This window comes from Streptomyces sp. NPDC093801 (genome assembly GCF_040701585.1).
Lineage (GTDB): Bacteria > Actinomycetota > Actinomycetes > Streptomycetales > Streptomycetaceae > Streptomyces.
Map to the genome: position 1 here is coordinate 233,781 of NZ_JBFBDP010000008.1, position 18,522 is coordinate 252,302.

At 74.2% G+C, this 18,522-nt stretch carries 10 protein-coding genes; 6 read left to right on the forward strand and 4 right to left on the reverse strand.

All coding sequences use genetic code 11. The annotated features are described in order from the left end of the window. Positions 1-66: 66 nt before the first annotated feature. The 4 genes from AB0469_RS11600 to AB0469_RS11615 are packed head-to-tail and all read left to right on the forward strand — an operon-like array spanning position 67 to position 8,283. Positions 67-1,647, forward strand: coding sequence for a TIGR02677 family protein (locus AB0469_RS11600; RefSeq protein ID WP_366451138.1), 1,581 nt, complete (start codon positions 67-69; stop codon positions 1,645-1,647). Beyond that, the gene (locus AB0469_RS11605) at positions 1,644-2,894 is read left to right on the forward strand and encodes a TIGR02678 family protein (RefSeq protein WP_366451139.1); all 1,251 of its coding nucleotides are present in this window, start codon (positions 1,644-1,646) and stop codon (positions 2,892-2,894) included. The genes AB0469_RS11600 and AB0469_RS11605 overlap by 4 nt, the downstream gene beginning before the upstream one ends. Continuing rightward, positions 2,891-7,051, forward strand: coding sequence for a TIGR02680 family protein (locus AB0469_RS11610; protein WP_366451140.1), 4,161 nt, complete (start codon positions 2,891-2,893; stop codon positions 7,049-7,051). Before AB0469_RS11605 ends, AB0469_RS11610 begins: the two co-directional genes overlap by 4 nt. Beyond that, positions 7,048-8,283 carry a TIGR02679 family protein gene (locus tag AB0469_RS11615; RefSeq protein ID WP_366451141.1) on the forward strand — a complete coding sequence of 412 codons (1,236 nt, stop codon included), beginning with the start codon at positions 7,048-7,050 and terminating at the stop codon, positions 8,281-8,283. The genes AB0469_RS11610 and AB0469_RS11615 overlap by 4 nt, the downstream gene beginning before the upstream one ends. 18 nt (positions 8,284-8,301) lie before the next feature. On the opposite strand, the gene AB0469_RS11620 is transcribed toward AB0469_RS11615, so the two are convergent. Then, positions 8,302-8,751 (reverse strand): Lrp/AsnC family transcriptional regulator, encoded by a 450-nt coding sequence (locus tag AB0469_RS11620; RefSeq protein WP_358812219.1) that lies wholly within the window; start codon positions 8,749-8,751, stop codon positions 8,302-8,304. A 140-nt stretch (positions 8,752-8,891) separates the two neighbouring features. Between AB0469_RS11620 and AB0469_RS11625 the strand changes: the two genes are divergently transcribed. Both AB0469_RS11625 and AB0469_RS11630 read left to right on the forward strand, forming a co-directional pair. Beyond that, complete coding sequence (locus tag AB0469_RS11625; protein ID WP_366451142.1) at positions 8,892-9,893, forward strand: asparaginase; 1,002 nt, start codon at positions 8,892-8,894, stop codon at positions 9,891-9,893. 76 nt (positions 9,894-9,969) lie between these two features. Next, complete coding sequence (locus tag AB0469_RS11630; protein WP_366451143.1) at positions 9,970-13,260, forward strand: NACHT domain-containing protein; 3,291 nt, start codon at positions 9,970-9,972, stop codon at positions 13,258-13,260. A 39-nt stretch (positions 13,261-13,299) separates the two neighbouring features. On the opposite strand, the gene meaB is transcribed toward AB0469_RS11630, so the two are convergent. Genes meaB through AB0469_RS11645 form a run of 3 tightly spaced genes read right to left on the reverse strand, consistent with a single transcriptional unit; the run spans position 13,300 to position 18,373 of the window. Next, positions 13,300-14,283, reverse strand: coding sequence for a methylmalonyl Co-A mutase-associated GTPase MeaB (gene meaB, locus AB0469_RS11635; protein WP_366451144.1), 984 nt, complete (start codon positions 14,281-14,283; stop codon positions 13,300-13,302). 11 nt (positions 14,284-14,294) lie between these two features. Then, positions 14,295-16,496: a methylmalonyl-CoA mutase gene (gene scpA, locus AB0469_RS11640; protein WP_366451145.1), complete on the reverse strand. Its 2,202-nt coding sequence runs from the start codon at positions 16,494-16,496 to the stop codon at positions 14,295-14,297. 5 nt (positions 16,497-16,501) lie between these two features. Continuing rightward, the gene (locus AB0469_RS11645) at positions 16,502-18,373 is read right to left on the reverse strand and encodes a methylmalonyl-CoA mutase family protein (RefSeq protein ID WP_366451146.1); all 1,872 of its coding nucleotides are present in this window, start codon (positions 18,371-18,373) and stop codon (positions 16,502-16,504) included. Between the last annotated feature and the right edge of the window lie 149 nt (positions 18,374-18,522).

An 18,522-nucleotide genomic window follows, 5' to 3' on the forward strand; every position in this document is an offset into this window, starting at 1 on the left:
ATGGGAATCGGCCAAGTACCGGCGTCCTCGCCGATCACCGGCGGCATTCCGGGAGGATGGCGGGCAATGGACATGATTTCTCCGCAGGCGGAGGGCCCGCCCGACGGGTACGGGCCCTTCGCCCACCTCACCGCTCCGAACGTGCTGCTCTACCGGGCGGTGATGCGGGTCTTCCTCGTCGCCAAGGAGCGGTTCGCCGTGCACCTGCGGCCCGAGGACGTGCACACGGGGCTGGCACCCGGAGCCCGGCCGGCCGAGCTCGACGCCGTGGTCAAGGCGCTCGACAGCCTCGTGGTGTGGGGGAACCTGCGGGCGGATCCGGACACCGGACGGGTCACGGCCGTCGAGGACTTCTACCGCAAGCGGTTCATCTACCAGCTCACGCGGGAGGGCGAGGCGGCGGAGCAGGCCCTGTCCGCGTACGACGAGGCGCTCGGGCGGCGGGGCGCGCTGCAGGCGGTCGCGCTGCACGACATCGTGACGCAGCTGCGCGCCCTGCTCGTGCTGGCGGCCGAGGAGGAGCCCGATCCGGCCAAGACCCATCTGGCGCTGGACGGGCTCGCGAGCCGCTTCGGCGCGCTCGCCGACAACGCGCGGGCGTTCATGGGCTCCCTCCAGCGGACCATCGACCTCCACGACGTGGGGGAGGAGGTCTTCCTCGCCTACAAGGACCAGCTCATCCAGTACCTGGAGCGGTTCATCCAGGATCTGATCACCCTCGGCGGGCGCATCGCCCGGCTGATCCTCTCCCTGGAGGAGGGCGGGAGCATCGAGCTCCTGCTGCGTGCCGCGGCCGCCCGCGAGGCGGCGGACGCCACCCCGCAGGAGGCGGCGTACGCGGGGCGGGCCGCGTACGAGCGGTGGGCCGGCCGGTGGGCGGGGCTGGCGGCCTGGTTCCTCAGCCGGGACGGCCGGGAGTCGCAGGCCCGGCTGCTGCGCGGCCGCGCGCTGGGCGCGATCCCGCAGCTGCTGGCCGTCGTACGGTCGCTGAACGAGCGCAGGGCCGGGCGCTCGGACCGCTCCGCCGACTTCCGCACCCTCGCGCGCTGGTTCGCCGAAGCGCCCGACGACGAGGCCCGGCACCGGCTGTGGCGCACCGCGTTCGGACTGTACCCGGCCCGGCACCTCACCGTGGACCCCGAGACGCTGGCCGCCCGCCACGCCCGCCCCGAGCCGGCGGGCACGCCCTGGGCCGACGCCGCTCCGCTGCGGATCAGCCCGCAGCTGCGCCGCACGGGGAGCTACGAGCGACGCGGCAAACCGCGCAAGGTCGAAGACCGGCAGGAGGCACGCAGACTGCTCGCCGAGACGGCCGCCAAGCAGGCCGCGGAGACGGCCGCCGCCCGGGCCCGGCTCGTCACCCACGGCGTCACCCGACTGTCCGGACTCGGCGAGCTGGACCCCCTCAGCTTCCGGCTCTTCCTCCAGCTCCTCGGCGACGCCCTGGCCACCTGGCGGCCCGGCATGACGCACACGGCGGCCACCAGCGCCGACGGCTCCATGGAGATCCGGCTCACGGCACCGGACGACGGGTCGACGGCCGAGGTCCGCACACCGGACGGGACCTTCCGCGGCCCGGACCACATCATCGAGATCGTCGACCTCACCGAAGGCGAAGGCGAAGGAAGAGGAGGGAAGGGAGCGTGACGACCACGCCGCTCGCGGAAGTACTCGACGGGCAGCACGCCGCCGAGCGGCGCAAGGCCGCCCGCGCCCTGCTGAAGCAGCCCCTGCTGCTCGCGCACGGCCCGTACGCCGACGAGTTCCGCCTCGTCCGGCGGCACGCCTCCGAGCTGCGCGACTGGTTCGACCGCAACACCGGCTGGTCCCTCCAGGTCGACGCCGAGACCGCCCGGCTGGGCAAGATCCCCGCGGTGCCAGACGATGCCACGCATCCGGCGCGCGAGGTCACCCGGAGCGCCGCCCCCTTCAGCCGCCGCCGGTACGTCCTGCTCTGCCTCGCCCTCGCCGCCCTGGAACGCGGAGAGGCACAGATCGCGCTGGGCCGCCTCGCCGACCAGATCGTGCTCGACGCCAAGGACCCCCGGCTGGCCGCGACCGGCATCGAGTTCACCCTGGACCGCCGTGACGAGCGGCTCGACCTGGCCGCCGTCGTACGGCTCCTGCTCCACCTCGGCGTGCTGCGGCGCGTCGCCGGCGACGAGGACGCCTACGTCAGCGGAGCCGGCGACGTCCTGTACGACGTCGAACGGCGGGTGCTCGCAGGCCTTCTCGCCACCCGCCGGGGACCGTCCACCGTCCGGGCCGAAACGCTGGAGGCGCGGCTCGCCGAGCTCGCCGCGGAAACGGCCCTCGACAGCGACGAACTGCGCTTCCGCGCCATGCGCCGCTCGCTGACCCGGCGGCTGCTCGACGACCCCGTCCTCTACTACGACGAGCTGACCGACGCCGAACTCGGCTATCTGACGCGCCAGCGCGGCTTCCTCACGGCCCGCATCAACGAACTGACCGGCCTGGTCGCCGAAGTGCGCGCCGAAGGCATCGCCATGGTCGACCCGGAAGACGACCTCACCGATGTCCGCATGCCCGAATCGGGTACCCGCGGCCACGTCACCCTCCTGCTCGCCGAGTACCTCACGGCGGCCGCGGGACCGGTCGTCCCCCTGGCCGACCTCGAACGCCGCGTGGTCGAACTGGCCGCCGAGCACGGCGGTTTCTGGTCCAAGTCGGCCCGTGAACCGGGGGCCGAGAGCGACCTGGCCGAACAGGCCGTCGCCCGGCTGGCCGCCCTCGGCCTGGTCACCCGTACCGCCGGCGGAGTCGTGCCGCGCCCGGCGCTCGCCCGCTACGCGGTCGGCGAGACCGTCGTGCTCGAACCCCGTACCGCCGGCACCGTGCAGGTGCCCGCCCAGCGAAAGGCGCACCGGCCGTGACCCCCCGTCCCCCTCTCCCCGCCCCCGCGCGCCCCCGCTGGCAGCCCCTGCGGATCGGGCTCGTCGACCTCTTCCACTACGACGTGGAGGAGTTCCACTTCCGCGACGGCCGACTGCTGCTCCGGGGGAACAACGGCACCGGGAAGTCCAAGGTGCTGGCCCTGACCCTGCCCTTCCTGCTCGACGGGGACCTCAGCGCCCGCCGAGTGGAACCGGACGGGGACCCGGGCAAGCGGATGGAGTGGAACCTCCTGCTCGGCGGCGAGCACCCGCACTCCGAACGCCTCGGCTACACCTGGGTGGAGTTCGGCCGCCGTGACGCGGTGAGCGGCGAGGAGCAGTTCTGCACGCTCCTGTGCGGGCTCAAGGCCGTCAGCGGGCGCGGTATCGCCCGGCACTGGTGGGCGGTGACCGCGCAGCGGATCGACCACGGCCCGGCCGACGCGCGCGCGGCCGGGACCCTGAGCCTGCTCGACGCCACCGGTACCGTCCTGTCGCGGGAGCGCCTCATCGAGGCGGTCGCCGGGCACGGCCTGGTCCACGACCAGGCCAAGGCCTACCGCCGGGCCGTCGACGAGGCCCTGTTCGGCCTCGGAGAACAACGCTACGCGGCCCTCGTGGACCTGCTCATCCAGCTGCGCCAGCCCCAGCTGTCCAAGCGCCCCAACGAGGCCGCCCTCTCCCGCGCCCTCACCGAGGCCCTTCCGCCGATGGACCAGGCCGTCATCGCGGACTTGGCCGAAGCCTTCCGCTCCCTGGACGAGGAGAAGGAGGAGCTGCGGGCGGCCGGAGCCGCCCAACGGGCCGCCTCCGTGTTCCTCGACCACTACCGGCGCTACGCCCGCGCGGCCTCCCGCCGTCGCGCCCGCCTCCCGCGCAGCGAACACTCGAAGTACGAGCAGCTGCTGCGCGACCTCGCCGAGGCACAGGCCCAGAAGACCGCGGCGGAGGGGGACCGGACGGCCGCGGAGGAGCGCATCGCCGCCCTCACCGAGACCCGGGCGAGGCTGGAGGCGGCCGACGCGGCCCTGCGCGAGGGTCCCGAGATGCGCAGCGCCCACGAACTGGAGCGGGCCGCACGGGCGCTGGAGCGGGCGGAGACGGACTGCGCCCGCGCGCGCGACGACGGGCAGGAGGCCTCGGGCCGGCACACCAAGGCGCTCGCCCGCCTCGCCGCCGCGCAGAACCGGCTCGGGGCCGCCCGGAAGCTGGCGCAGGACACGCTGCTCCGGGCCCGGGAGACGGCTGCGACAGCCCGGCTGGACCTTCCCGGCGACGAAGGACGGACGGTCGCCGAACTGCGCGACGCGGCCGCCGGAGCGACCGACCGCAGGCACCGCACCCTCACGCACGTGGAGGCCCTCGCCGGCCGGGCCGAAGCGGTGAAGGCCGGGTGCCGGGCCGCCGTACTGCGGCTCGACGAGGCGGAGACCGAGCTGGCGCACGCCGCCGAGGCGCTGGACACGGCCGAGGACACGGCGCGGGCCGTCGGAGGGGCCCTGGTCGACGCCGTACGGGAGCATGCGGGCCGGTGCGGGGAGCTGGCCTACGCCGATCCCGCCGGCCTCCTGGACGAGCTCCAGGAGTGGACCCGGCACCAGGACGGCCCCTACCCCGCGCGCCGCCGTGCCTCGGAAGCCCACAGCGCCACCGCGGCGGTCCTCGCCGACCGGGCGGCGGAATCGGCGCAGCACCGGGCCGGCCTGGCCGCCCGTACCGGCGCGGCGGAGCGGGAACTCGCCGGGCTGGAGTCCGGCGGCCGACGCGGGCCGCAGGCGCCGTACACCCGCAGTCCCGGCGTCCGGGACCGGGCGCCCGGTGCCCCTCTGTGGCGGCTCATCGACTTCCGCGACGAGGTCGCGGACCGCGACCGCGCCGGCCTGGAGGCCGCCCTGGAGGCGTCCGGGCTGCTGGACGCGTGGGTGCGCCCCGACGGCGCGGCCCTCGCCGCGGACGGCCATGACGTGCTCCTCGCCCCGGACGCCGGACCGGTCGGGGGGCCGTCGCTCGCCGACGTCCTGCGCCCTGCCGTGGACCACGGCGACGCGCAGGCGGCACGGGTCGGCGTGGAGTCGGTGGCCCGGCTGCTGGAGGCGATCGGCCTCGGCGGGGCTCCCGGGGAGGCGGCACCGTCCGGCGGCGTACCGCACGCCGGCCCTGCCGGCACCGGGACCGCGGGCGGCACCTGGGTCGCACCGGACGGACGCCACCGCGTCGGCGCCCTCACGGGCCGGTGGGCCAAACCCGCCGCCGAGTACATCGGAGAGGGCGCCCGGGAGGCCGCGAGGCGGACCCGGATCGCAGCCCTGCGGGCCGAACTCTTCCTCCTGCGCCAGGAGTCGGCCGAAGCCGACGCGCAGCTGCAGGCGGTGGCGGGCCGCCGGAGCACGCTCGACGCCGAGCTGGGAGCCGTACCCGACGACGCCCCCCTGATCAGGGCGCACGCCGACGCCGCGGCTGCCGCGGACACCGTGCGCCGGGCCCGGGCACGGCGCGACGAGCGGGCCGCCGAGGCGACGGCCGCCGCCGAGCGGGCCGAGGCGGCGACCGCCGAACTGGAGGAGACCGCAGCCGACCTGGGACTGCCCCCGGACCGGCCCGCGCTGGCTGCCGTACGGCAGGCCCTCGCCGAACTCGACGTCGTCCTGGCCGGCCTGTGGCCCGTACTCCGTGAACGGAGCGAGGCGTCCCGGCAGGCGGACGAGGAACGCGAGGAGGCGGTCCGGGCGGGGGAGCGGACCGCCGAACTCGCCCTGCGTACGGAGGCGGCCGTCCGTGAGGCGGCCGCCGCGGACGAGCGGCTCGCCACCCTGCGTGCGACCGTCGGCGCCGCCGTCGCGGAGCTGGAGCGGCTGCTCGCCGAGGCCGCGCAAGCCCTGCGCGGCTGCGCCGCCGACGAGCAGCGCGCCCGGGAGCGGCACAAGGACGCGGACCGACGGGCCAGCCGGGCCGAGGGGCGCATCGAACAGCTGGAGAAGGACGTCGCCGAAGCCGCCGCGGCGCGCTCCGAGGCCATCGCCGCACTCCAGCGCTTCACGGCCACGGGGCTGATCACGGTCGCGCTCCCCGAACTCGCCGTACCTGCCGCGGACGACGGCCCGTGGGCGCCCACCCCGGCCATCGCCCTGGCCCGCGCCCTCGAATCGGAGCTGTCCGCGACGGACGACTCGGACGGTGCCTGGGAACGGGTGCAGCGCCGTCTCAGCGAGGAGTTCAAAATCCTCCAGGACGCACTGTCGCGGCACGGCAACACCGCCTCGGCGCGCATGGTCGAGGACGGCATGATCGTCGACATCGTCTACCAGGGCCGTGAGCGCACCGTCCCCGCACTCGCCGAGGCGCTCGCGGTCGAGGTCGGCGAACTCACCCGCATCCTCTCCGCACACGAGCGCGAGATCCTCGAGACCCACCTCATCACGGAGGTGGCCGGCACGCTCCAGGAGCTGATCGCGGCGGCCGAGCGGCAGGTACTGGCCATGAACGCCGAGCTGGAGGAACGGCCCACCTCCACCGGCATGAGGCTGCGCCTGGTGTGGCGGCCTTCCCGCAAGGCCCCGGCCGGCCTCGCCCAGGCCCGCGGCCGACTGCTGCAGACGGCCGATGCCTGGACGGCCGGGGACCGGGCCGCGGTCGGCGAGTTCCTGCAGACGCAGATCGCCCGCCAGCAGACCGAGGACGCGGCCGGCAGCTGGCTGGAGCACCTCACCGCGGCCCTCGACTACCGCTCCTGGCACGAGTTCGCCGTCGAGCGCCAGCAGCACGGCCGCTGGGTACCCGCCACGGGACCCGCCTCCGGAGGCGAACGCGTCCTGGCCGTCTCCGTCCCCCTGTTCGCCGCCGCCTCCTCGCACTACGCGAGCGCGGGCAGCCCGTACGCGCCGCGCCTGGTGACCCTGGACGAGGCGTTCGCGGGGGTGGACGACGACTCTCGCGCCAAGTGCCTCGGGCTCCTGTACGCCTTCGATCTGGACGTGGTCATGACCAGCGAGCGGGAGTGGGCCTGCTATCCGCAGGTGCCGGGCATCGCCATCGCCCAGCTCGCCCGCGTCGACGAGGTGGCCGCGGTCCTGGTCACCCGCTGGGAGTGGGACGGCACGGCCCGCACGCGCCGTGAGGACCCGGTGCGAACGGCCGAGCAGGAGACCCTGTGGGCATGAGCGGTCCTCCGGTGGACGAAGCCCGCCTGCGCCGCCTCCTCGGCGGCGAGGACCTGGCCTGGCTGGTGGAGCGGGTACGCCGACGCCTGGAACGCGGGCAGCCCCTCACCGGGTCGGTCTCGCTGGCGGCCCCGAACCCGGCCGAACGGGCGGCGGCCGAGAGGCTGCTGGGCCGGGCACCGGGCGCCGGCAGGGCGCTGACGGTCCGGCTCGACGCCGTCGAGGCCGTGCTGGTCAGATCGGGCATCAGCCCGGAGGGCCTGGAGACGGCCGTGACGGTGCTCACCGGGCGGGTCGTCCCGCTCCAGGAGGTCCGCCGCAGCGAGGACCGGGCCTGGGGGGAGGCGTACGCGCCGCTGACCCTGCTGGCCGAGGAGCTTCCGGCGTACGCCGCCTGGGCCGTCCGCGTGCGTGAGGACGGCGTCGTGCGCCGGCTCGCCCGCACTCCCGCCGCCGCCCGTCTGCTGGTGGAGCAGACCGTCCGCGTCCTGCGGGAGCTGCCCGTCGCACCGGCGCGGTCGTTGCCGGTGTTCGCCGCGGAGGTCCTGGGGAGCGCCCACGCGCTCGACGACGGGACGCCGGGAGCCGCCCTCGCGCTCTCCGGCGCCCGCGCTCTGACCGGCCATCCCGACGGTGCGGGAGCGGCCTGGCGGCGAGCCGCATGGGCTTCGGCCGGCCTGCTGCGGGACGACGTGTCCTCGACGGTACTCACCCTCAACCTCCGCGGGACCCGGGCCCTGGACTGGATGGCCGACGCGGGCGAGCCGTGCGTCCTCACGCTCCGTCAGCTCTCCCGCCGTCCGCCGCGGACGGCCCCGCCCGTGGTCCACGTCTGCGAGAACCCCGCGGTCCTCTCGGCCGCGGCGGACCACCACGGGCCGGGCGCCCGACCGCTGATATGCGTCCAGGGCCAGCCGTCGGCCGCCGCGCTGACCCTCCTCGCCTCCCTGCACGAGCTCGGTGCCGCCTTCCGCTACCACGGCGACTTCGACTGGGGAGGCCTGCGCATCGCCACGACGCTGTCGGGGCACGTGCCGTGGCGGCCCTGGCGCTACTCCGCCGACGACTACCGTGCAGCCGTGGCGGCCGCCGGACCGGACCTGCGCCCGCTGGACGGGAAACCGGCGCCGTCGCCGTGGGACCCCGGCCTGGCGCTCGCCCTCGCCGAGCACGCCCTGCGCGTCGAGGAGGAGGCCGTGGTGGACGTGCTGCTGACGGACCTCGCGGGGTGAAGCCCCCGCGGGCGGGCCTCAGACCGGCAGGCCCGTGGGTTCCTTGATGCGCTTCATGATGATCTGGGAGTTGACCTCCGTGACCCCCGAGAGGGCCGTCAGGCGCTCGATCCACAGGCGTTCGTACGCGCGGAGGTCGTTGACGGCGATGCGCAGCAGGCAGCCGGGGCTGCCGAAGAGCCGGTAGGCCTCGATCACGTCGGGGATGTCCTGGAGGGCCGCCTCGAAGGCCTCGACCGCCTCGCGGTCGCGGCGGACCTCCACCGACACCAGGACCTCGAAGCCGCGGCCGACCGCCTCGGGGTCGATCACGGCGCGGTAGCCCTGGATCACCCCGTCCTGCTCCAGCTGCCGCACCCGGCGCATGCAGGGGGAGGGGGTCAGGCCGACCCGCTGGGCCAGCTCCTGGTTGCTGAGCCGGCCGTCGCGCTGGAGCTCACGCAAGATTTCACGGTCAATGGCGTCCATCGCGCAATTATCCCCCAGGGTTTGTCACGGGATGCTGACAACGCGCAATCGCATTGCGCGTAGATCTCACTATCATTGCCCCTTCTAGGAACTTTGTGCGAACCCCGCCTCCGGGGTCCAGACGTCAGGGAAGGGTGGCCATGGGGCGCATCGTCGTCATCAGCACCGGCGGGACGATAGCCAGCCGGTGGACGGGCTCGGGCTTCGCCGCCGAGGCGGACGGCCGCGAGGTCATGGCCACCGCGCCACTGCCCGAGGGCATCGCCGTCGAGGTCGTCGACCTGTTCAGCGTGAACAGCCCCCGCCTCACCACCGCCCACCAGCTCACCCTGCTGCGCACCGTCCACGAGGTCCTCGCCGACCCCGCCGTCGACGGCATCGTCGTCACCCACGGCACGGACACCCTGGAGGAGTCCGCCTTCCTGGTGGACCTGCACCACCACGACGCCCGCAGCGTCGTCTTCACCGGCTCGCAGCTGCCCATGGGCTCCACCGAGGGCGACGGTCCCGGCAACCTCTACGACGCCCTGCTGACCGCCGCCACCACGCGCGGGCTCGGCGTCCTGATCGCCTTCGCCGGCCGTGTGCACGCCGCCCGCGGCACCATGAAGACCCAGGCCGTGGCCCTGGACGCGTTCGCGGACCCCTCCCGCGAGCTCCTCGGCAAGGTCGGCTTCGGCAAGGTCACCGTCCTGCGGCAGCCGCAGCGCCCGCAGGCCCTGGCCCTGCCCGCGATGCCGGAGCTCCCGCCGCGCGTGGACATGGTCATGCACCACGCCGACGGCGACCCGGTGCTCCTGAACGCCGCCGTCGCGGCAGGCGCCCGGGGCATCGTCCTCGTCGGCACCGGCGCGGGCAACGCCACCCCGGAGATCGTCGAGGCGGTCCGGGAGGCCGTGTCCCGCGGTGTCCTCGTCGCCCTGACCACCCGTGTCCCGGCCGGCCCGGTCACCGAGATCTACACGCACGGCGGCGCGGTCGACCTGGTCGCCGCCGGCGCCGTCCCCACCGGCACCCTGCGCGCCGGCCAGGCCCGCATCGCGGTCCTCTCCGCGCTGCTGTCCTCCGACAGCCCGGTCGAACAGGCCCGCGTCCTGCGCGCGTCCCTGTCCGAGGAGGACCCGGTCCTCGTCGACGCGTAGCCTTTCCGGCCCGCCCGCGTCCCGGGCGCCATAGGATTCCCCCGCAACGATCACGACGTCGCGGGGGGACGCGCAGATGGAGCCCGGGATCATCGGCAGCCGCCTGGCCTCTGCGGCCATCGGCCCGCTCGTCAGGAAGCTCTTCGTCACGGAGGGCCCCGGCGCGGGCCTCGTCGACAAGCCGGTCCGGATCTCCGGCTACGTCTCGTTCCGCGGGGAGAAGCGCTCCCTGACCGAGTCCGACCTGCGCTCCCTGGCCGGGAAGCTGGTCCGCCAGGCCCTGCGTACGGGCGAACGCCCCGTCGCCGCCGACGAGCAGCAGGCGGTGGCCGACGCCCTCGCCGCCACCCTGCACGCGCTGGGCGACCTGACGATGTCCGACGTCGACGCCGTCCGCCTCGGCGCCACGGCCTTCGCCCGTGCGCTGCGCGGTGCGGCCGACCGACCCGAACGCGAACTGACCGCGGACGGGACGTACTTCTACGAGCGGCTGCTCGAAGCCGCCTGCCTGCACATCCTCCATTTCTTCACCCAGCGCTCGACCTTCGTCGCCCACGCCCTGGTGGAGCAGACCCGGGGGATCGCGGAGCTGACGGCCAAGGTGGACGAACTGATCCGCCGCGACCCGCTCCCGGGCGCGCAGGACGCGGCGTTCGAGGCGGAGTACCTGCCGTACGTCGCCCGCAGGCACGCGAAGCTGACCATCTACGGCATCGACCTCGGCAGTTCGCCGACGCGGTGGCCGCTGGACGCGGCGTACCTGAGCCTGGAGGCGACCGGGCTGCCCGGCGTGACGGAGGTCCCGGCCAGGTGGCTCGACGCGGAGGCCCCGTACGACCACCCCTCGGGCGTGTTCCAGGTGGAAGGGGCCGTCGACGTCGACAGGGCCGAACAGGTCCTCCAAGCCCTCGCCCACGCTCCCAGGGCACAGCCCGCCGACCAGGCACTGGCCGGTTCCCATCGGGTCCTGCTGCGCGGAGAGGCCGGGTCCGGCAAGACCACCCTGGTGCAGTGGCTGGCCGTCTCCGCGGCCCGGCAGGACCTCCCGCCGCGGATGGCGTACCTGGAGGACCGCATCCCCTTCGTCCTGCCCCTGCGCACCCTGACCCGCCACGGCGAACGGCTCCCCGCGCCGCGGGACTTCCTCACCGCCGCCGGCTGCCCGCTCGGCGGGAGCCAGCCCGACGGATGGGCGCACCGGGTGCTCTCGGCGGGGCGGGGCCTGGTCCTCGTCGACGGCATCGACGAGGTGCCCGACGCCGAGCGCGCACGGACGCGCACCTGGCTGCGGGACCTGATGGACCTGTACGACGGCGACAACCGCTGGCTGGTCACCTCCCGGCCCTCCGCCGTGGGCGTGGACTGGCTCGCCGAGGACGGGTTCACCGAGCTGACCCTGTCCGCGATGGGGCCCGCCGAGGTCGCCGCCTTCATCAGGCGCTGGCACGCGGCGGCCCGCCAGGGCGCGGAGGAGGACGGGGAACTGGAGTCGTACGAGGCCCAGCTGCTCGCCTCCGTGCGTCTCAAGCCCGACCTCGGGCGGCTCGCCACCAACCCCCTGATGTGCGGACTGATCTGCGCCCTCCACCGGGACCGGCGCGGCTACCTCCCGCACGGTCGCAAGGACCTCTACGAGGCCGCCCTGTCCATGCTGCTCAGCCGCCGCGACCGCGAGCGCGACATGCGCCTCCCCGACCTCCGGGAGGAACCGCAGCTCGCCCTGCTCCAACGGCTCGCGTACTGGCTGATCAAGAACGGCCGGACGGAAATGGACCGCTCACGGGCCGAGGACATCATCTCCCGGGCCCTCCCCTCCGTCCCCGAGGCCGCCGCCCTGGGCGGGGCGCCCGTGGTCTTCGAGCACTTCCTCCAGCGCAGCGGCCTGCTCCGCGAACCGGCCCCCGGCACGGTGGACTTCGTCCACCGCACCTTCCAGGACTTCCTCGGCGCCCGCGCGGCCGTGGAGGACGGCGACTTCGGGCTGCTCACCGCCCACGCCGGCGACGACCAGTGGGAGGACGTCATCCGCATGGCGGTCGCCCTCGCCCGGCCGGCCGAACGAGTCGCGATCTTCCGCGACCTGCTGGCCCTGGGGGACGACTCGGCCGACCTGCGCACGCAGGCGCGCGTCTACCTGCTGGCGGCCGCCTGTCTGGAACAGGCGACGACCCTCGCACCCGAGATGCGCCACGAGGTGGAGACGCGTACCGCGTCGCTCATTCCGCCGGGGAGCGAGGACGGGGCTCGGGCCCTGGCCGACCTCGGCCCGTTGGTCCTGGGGCTCCTCCCCGGCCCGGAGGAGCTCTCCGACACGGGCGCCTACCACGTGGTCATCGCGGCCTCGCACGTGGCGTCGGAGGCTGCGGTCCCCTTCCTCGCCCAGTTCGCCAGGCATCCCTCCACCTCTGTTCGTTCCCAGCTCATGTGGTCCTGGGCACGCTTCGACTGCTCCGACTACGCGGACGAGGTGATCACCCGGCTGGACGCGACCGATCTGCTGTACACCATCCGGACAGACGAACAGCTGCAGCAGCTGGCACGCCTGACGGTCCGTCCGGAACACTTGGACATCCGGCACGGGGTCTCCGCCGCGGCCCTGGCGAGGTTCCTGGTCCCGTACCGCCCCGCCTACCTCGGGCTCCAGGGCGTCGCGATGTCCGATCTGGCCTTCCTCACACCGGCGTCCGCTCCGGTGACTCTCTGCCTCGCCGATTGCCTGGAGTTGACGGACATCTCGGCGCTCGACGGCATGCCGATCGAACGTCTCGCCGTCTTCGGTTCCAGGCCGGACCTCGATCTGCGGCCGATCTCGGGGATGCGGCAGCTGAAGAGCCTGGAGATCGAGAACACTTCCGGTGCGAGCTGGTCGGTGCGGGACCTGCCCGTGGAGGCACCGCTCCGCACGCTCCAGCTCTCGGGGCACGTGCGTCCGGTGGACGGGCTCAAGGGACTCTCGGCATCGTCCGGGCTCGTGGAGCTGGTGCTCGACGACGTCTCCAGCCCGGTCTCCTCCGAGGACTGGCAGGAGCTCGTGGCCCTGCCCCTGAAGTCCCTCAGGGTGTCCACCGCGGCACTGCGCTCCGTACCCGCGAACGCCGTTCTTCCCCGTGTCACCGACCTGGGGCTCTTCGGAGACGGGCAGGTGCCCCTCCAGGGCACCATCCACCGGCTGGCGAAGCTCTTTCCCGGGCTGCAGGGCTGCCGGATCGTCGATGACGCCGACGGGGACGAGGCCGTGGACCTCGCCCCGCTGGCGGTGCTGGCCGGGTTGAAGGAGCTGTACATCGCCGTGGACGGGGACCGGGTCCGTGGGGCCGACCTCCTGCGCGGTGTCTCGGTGAAGTGGCGTGGGCGGCAGGACGGATGACCCCGGCGCGGGCCCGGAACCCGGGCCGCGCCCTCCCCGTCACCCCCCGAACGCCGACAGGATCCGGTCCGCCGCCGATGTGGCCGTGACCGTGCCCGCGCGGACGGCCGCCTCCAGGGCCGGGGCCAGTTCCCGTACCGCGGGGTCCGCCTTCAGGCGTTCCAGCAGTGCGTCGCGGACCATCGACCAGGTCCACTCCACCTGCTGCGCCGCCCGCTTGGCGGCCAGCCGGCCGCCCGTCTCCAGGACCGTCCGGTGCTGTTCCAGGCGGTTCCAGAGCTCGTCCAAACCCGTCGACTCCCGCGCGCTGCACGTCAGGACCGGCGGGGTCCACGCCGCGTCCGCCGGGTGCATCAGGCGCAGCGCGCCCGAAAGCTCCCGGGCGGCGGCCTTCGCGTCGCGTTCGTGCGGGCCGTCCGCCTTGTTCACCGCGAGGACGTCCGCCAGTTCCAGGACGCCCTTCTTGATGCCCTGGAGCTGGTCGCCCGTACGGGCCAGGGAGAGGAGGAGGAAGGTGTCCACCATGCCCGCCACCGTGGTCTCCGACTGGCCCACGCCGACCGTTTCGACGAGGACCACGTCGTAGCCCGCCGCCTCCATCACGATCATCGACTCCCGGGTGGCCTTCGCGACCCCGCCCAGGGTCCCCGCCGAGGGCGAGGGGCGCACGAAGGCCGCCGGGTCCACCGACAGGCGCTCCATCCGGGTCTTGTCGCCCAGGATGGAGCCGCCCGTCCGCGTGGACGAGGGGTCGACCGCGAGGACGGCCACCCGGTGCCCGAGGCCCGTCAGCATCGTGCCGAACGCGTCGATGAAGGTGGACTTGCCCACCCCCGGCACCCCGCTGATGCCGATCCGGCGCGCCTTCCCCGAGTGGGGCAGGAGCTCGGTCAGCAGCCGCTGGGCCAGGGCCCGGTGGTCGGCCCGGGTGGACTCGACGAGGGTGATGGCGCGCGCGATGTGCGCGCGCTTCCCGTCGAGCACTCCCTTCACGTACACGTCGATGTCGATCTTCGGGGGCATCCCGCGTCCGCCTACAGCTCGTGGCCCAGGTCCGCGGCGAGCCGCGTCACCAGGTCGTGGGCCGCGTCCGGGATGACCGTGCCGGGCGGGAACACCGCCGCGGCGCCCATCTCCAGCAGCGTGGGGACGTCGGCCGGCGGGATGACACCGCCCACCACGATCATGATGTCCTCACGGCCCTCTTCCGCCAGCTGCTCGCGCAGCGCCGGTACGAGGGTCAGGTGGCCGGCCGCCAGCGACGAGACGCCCACCACGTGGACGTCCGCCTCGACGGCCTGGCGGGCCACCTCCGCCGGGGTCTGGAACAGCGGGCCCACGTCCACGTCGAAGCCCAGGTCGGCGAAGGCCGTCGCGATCACCTTCTGGCCGCGGTCGTGGCCGTCCTGGCCCATCTTCGCGACCAGGATGCGCGGACGGCGGCCCTCCGCCTCCTCGAACCGGTCGACGAGCGCACGGGTGCGCTCCAGGGACGGGGACTCGCCTGCTTCGGTGCGGTACACACCCGAGATCGTACGGATCTGGCTCGCGTGCCGCCCGTACACCTTCTCCAGGGCGTCCGAGATCTCACCGACCGTGGCCTTGGCCCGGGCCGCGTCCACCGCCAGGGCGAGCAGGTTGCCCTCCAGGCCCTGGCCGGCCCCGCGCTCGGCGGCGTTCGTCAGCGCCCGCAGCGCGTCCTGGGTGCGCGCCTCGTCGCGCTCCTCGCGCAGCCGCCGCAGCTTCGCGATCTGCTGCGCGCGCACCGAGGAGTTGTCGACCACGAGGACGTCGATCTGCTCGTCGTTCTCCACGCGGTACTTGTTGACGCCGATCACCGGCTGGCGGCCCGAGTCGATCCGCGCCTGGGTACGGGCCGCGGCCTCCTCCACGCGCAGCTTCGGGATGCCGGCGTCGATGGCCTGCGCCATGCCGCCGGCCGCCTCGACCTCCTGGATGTGCTGCCAGGCCCGGCGCGCCAGGTCGTACGTCAGCTTCTCCACGTACGCGCTGCCGCCCCACGGGTCGATCGACCGGCAGGTCCCCGACTCCTGCTGGAGCAGCAGCTGGGTGTTGCGGGCGATGCGCGCCGAGAAGTCCGTCGGCAGGGCCAGGGCCTCGTCGAGGGCGTTGGTGTGCAGCGACTGGGTGTGGCCCTGGGTCGCGGCCATCGCCTCGATACAGGTCCGCGTCACGTTGTTGAACACGTCCTGCGCGGTCAGCGACCAGCCCGAGGTCTGCGAATGCGTGCGCAGGGAGAGGGACTTGGCGTTCTTCGGGTCGAACTGCTTGACGAGCTTCGCCCACAGCAGGCGCGCCGCGCGCAGCTTGGCGACCTCCATGAAGAAGTTCATGCCGATCGCCCAGAAGAACGACAGGCGCGGCGCGAACGCGTCCACGTCCAGCCCGGCGCCCTGACCGGCCCGCAGGTACTCCACGCCGTCGGCGAGGGTGTAGGCCAGCTCCAGGTCGGCCGTGGCCCCCGCCTCCTGGATGTGGTAGCCGGAGATCGAGATGGAGTTGTACCGCGGCATCTTCTGCGAGGTGAAGGAGAAGATGTCCGAGATGATCCGCATCGAGGGCTTCGGCGGATAGATGTAGGTGTTGCGGACCATGAACTCCTTGAGGATGTCGTTCTGGATGGTCCCGGCGAGCTTGTCGGGGGAGACGCCCTGCTCCTCCGCCGCCACGATGTACAGGGCGAGGACCGGCAGCACCGCGCCGTTCATCGTCATCGACACCGACATCTTGTCCAGCGGGATGCCGTCGAACAGCTGCCGCATGTCGTAGATCGAGTCGATCGCCACGCCCGCCATGCCGACGTCGCCCGTCACGCGCGGGTGGTCGCTGTCGTAGCCGCGGTGCGTCGGCAGGTCGAAGGCCACCGACAGGCCCTTCTGGCCGGCCGCGAGGTTGCGCCGGTAGAAGGCGTTGGACTCCTCGGCCGTGGAGAACCCGGCGTACTGGCGGATCGTCCAGGGCTGGTTCACGTACATCGTCGGGTACGGGCCGCGCAGGTACGGGGCCACGCCCGGGTACGTGCCCAGGAAGTCCAGGCCCTCCAGGTCCCGCCCGGTGTACAGCGGCTGGACGCCGATGCCCTCGGGGGTCTCCCACACCAGGTCGCCCGTGGCGGCCCCGGTGGACTCCTTCACCGCCGCGCGCCACTGGTCCTCGGTGGCGGCCGGAACCGTCCCGCCGAGGGCGAGCCCGGAGAAATCGGGGATGCTGCTCATGCCGCTCACAGCGCGACTCCCATCCGGTCGAGTACGGAGGACAGCACGGCGACCGCGTCGCAGCCGGCGAAGACGTACGCGTCCACGGCGCCGGCCGAGGTGCCGGGCCTGCCCGCGAGGAACACCGTCGACGCGCCGGCCGCGCGCAGCGCCGCCGCCACCGCCCCGGCCTGCTCCTCGTACAGCGCGTCGCTGGAGCACAGGACCGCCACGCCGTCCGCGCCGCTCGCCGCGTACGCCTCGGCGGCGGTCGCCGCGTCCACCGACACCGGGTCGTGCACGGGCTCGATGCCGCCCGCCTGGAACAGGTTCGAGGCGAAGGTGGCCCGCGCGGTGTGCGCGGCGGCCGGGCCCAGGGCGGCGAGGAACACCCTCGGGCGGGAGCCCGTCGACTCCAGGTGCGCGTCGCTGCGGGCGCGCAGCGCCTCGTACGCCTCGTCCCGGCGCACCCGGGGCAGGCCCCCGCCCGGGGCCGCGGGCGCGGCCTCGCGCACGACCGGCTTCTCCGACAGCAGCGGGAACTCGCTGACACCGGTGATCGGTTCGCGGCGGGTGGCCAGCTTCTTCGAACGCGCGGCCCAGGTGGCGGCGAGGCGCTCCGCGACCAGCCCGGAGCGGAGCGCGGCGGGCAGGCCGCCGGCCCGCTCGACGGTCTGGAAGAACTCCCAGGCGGCGTGCGCCAGTTCGTCCGTGAGCTGCTCCACGTAGTAGGAGCCGCCGGCGGGGTCGATCACCCGGGCCAGGTGCGACTCCTCCAGGAGGATGGTGGAGGTGTTGCGGGCGATGCGCCGGGCGAAGGCGTCCGGCAGGCCCAGTTCGCTGTCGAACGGGAGCACGGTGACGGAGTCCGCGCCGCCCACGCCGGCCGCCATGGAGGCGACGGTGGTCCGCAGCATGTTCACCCACGGGTCGCGGCGGGTCATCATCACCGGCGAGGTGACGGCGTGCTGCCGCTGGGCGCCGGCCTCCGGGACCCCGCAGGCCTCGGCGACCCGGGCCCACAGGCGGCGGGCGGCGCGCAGCTTGGCGATGGTGAGGAACTGGTCGGCGGTCGCGGCGTAGCGGAATTCCAGCTGCCCGAAGGCGGCTTCGGCGGAGAGTCCGCCCTCGGTGAGGGCGCGCAGGTACGCGACGCCGGTGGCCAGGGAGAGCCCGAGCTCCTCGGCGGCCGAGCCGCCGGCCTCGTGGTACGGCAGGGCGTCCACGGCCAGGGCGCGCACGCCCGGCCAGGAGGCGGCCGCGTCGCGGGCCAGCTCGACCGCGGGGGCGGTGTCCAGGGCCTCGCCGGTACGGGCCTCGTGGCCCAGCGGGTCGATGCCGAGCGCGGCGACGGCGGCCTCCGGGGCCACCCCGCGCTCCGCGTACAGGGCGAGCAACGCGCGGGCGGCTTCGGCGGATTCGGCGCCGGCGTCGAGGGCGACGGGTGCCAGGTCGAGGTAGACCCCGTCCAGGGCGCGGGCGAGTCCGGCGACGGGGATGCCGGCGCGGCCGACGGTCAGCCAGAGGGAGGTGGTGCCGTTCTCCAGGTCGGCCAGTGCCGCCTCGTTGACGCGTACGGGGTCGCTGCCCGCGATCCGCTGGCGCACGTCCCAGCCGGAGGTGCCGGTGCCGTCCGGGGTGCCGCCGCGGACGAAGGGCGCGAAGCCGGGGAACCCGGTGCTGCGGGCCTTGGCGTCCGCGCCCGAGGGCGCCGTGTACAGCGGGCGGGTGGTGAGCCCGTCCTCGAGCGTCGTGGACAGTGCTGCTTCCGCTGCCTCGCCGGAGACTTCCTTGCCCGACTTGCGCAGTACGCCTTCGACGAGGCGTTGCCACTGCTCATGTGTCGCGTCAGGAAACTCGGCGGCCAGGGAGAGCCCGTCGTCAGGCAGGACCGTCATGGCCCGAACTCTAGGGGGGCTTGCTGAAGCCAGACCAGAACCATCGGATGTGATCTCCCCCTCTCAGATGAGCCCCGAGCCCACCCGGAACACGGCCCCCACCTGCACCGCAGCCAACGCGCTGACCGGACGGGAGGGCGGGCGCGGCG

Coding starts and splice junctions, on each gene's coding strand:
- AB0469_RS11645 (WP_366451146.1), bottom strand. CDS start 18,373: ATGACGGTCCTGCCTGACGACGGGCTCTCCCTGGCCGCCGAGTTTCCT.
- AB0469_RS11620 (WP_358812219.1), bottom strand. CDS start 8,751: ATGGACGCCATTGACCGTGAAATCTTGCGTGAGCTCCAGCGCGACGGC.
- AB0469_RS11615 (WP_366451141.1), top strand. CDS start 7,048: ATGAGCGGTCCTCCGGTGGACGAAGCCCGCCTGCGCCGCCTCCTCGGC.
- scpA (WP_366451145.1), bottom strand. CDS start 16,496: ATGAGCAGCATCCCCGATTTCTCCGGGCTCGCCCTCGGCGGGACGGTT.
- AB0469_RS11625 (WP_366451142.1), top strand. CDS start 8,892: ATGGGGCGCATCGTCGTCATCAGCACCGGCGGGACGATAGCCAGCCGG.
- AB0469_RS11630 (WP_366451143.1), top strand. CDS start 9,970: ATGGAGCCCGGGATCATCGGCAGCCGCCTGGCCTCTGCGGCCATCGGC.
- meaB (WP_366451144.1), bottom strand. CDS start 14,283: ATGCCCCCGAAGATCGACATCGACGTGTACGTGAAGGGAGTGCTCGAC.
- AB0469_RS11600 (WP_366451138.1), top strand. CDS start 67: ATGGACATGATTTCTCCGCAGGCGGAGGGCCCGCCCGACGGGTACGGG.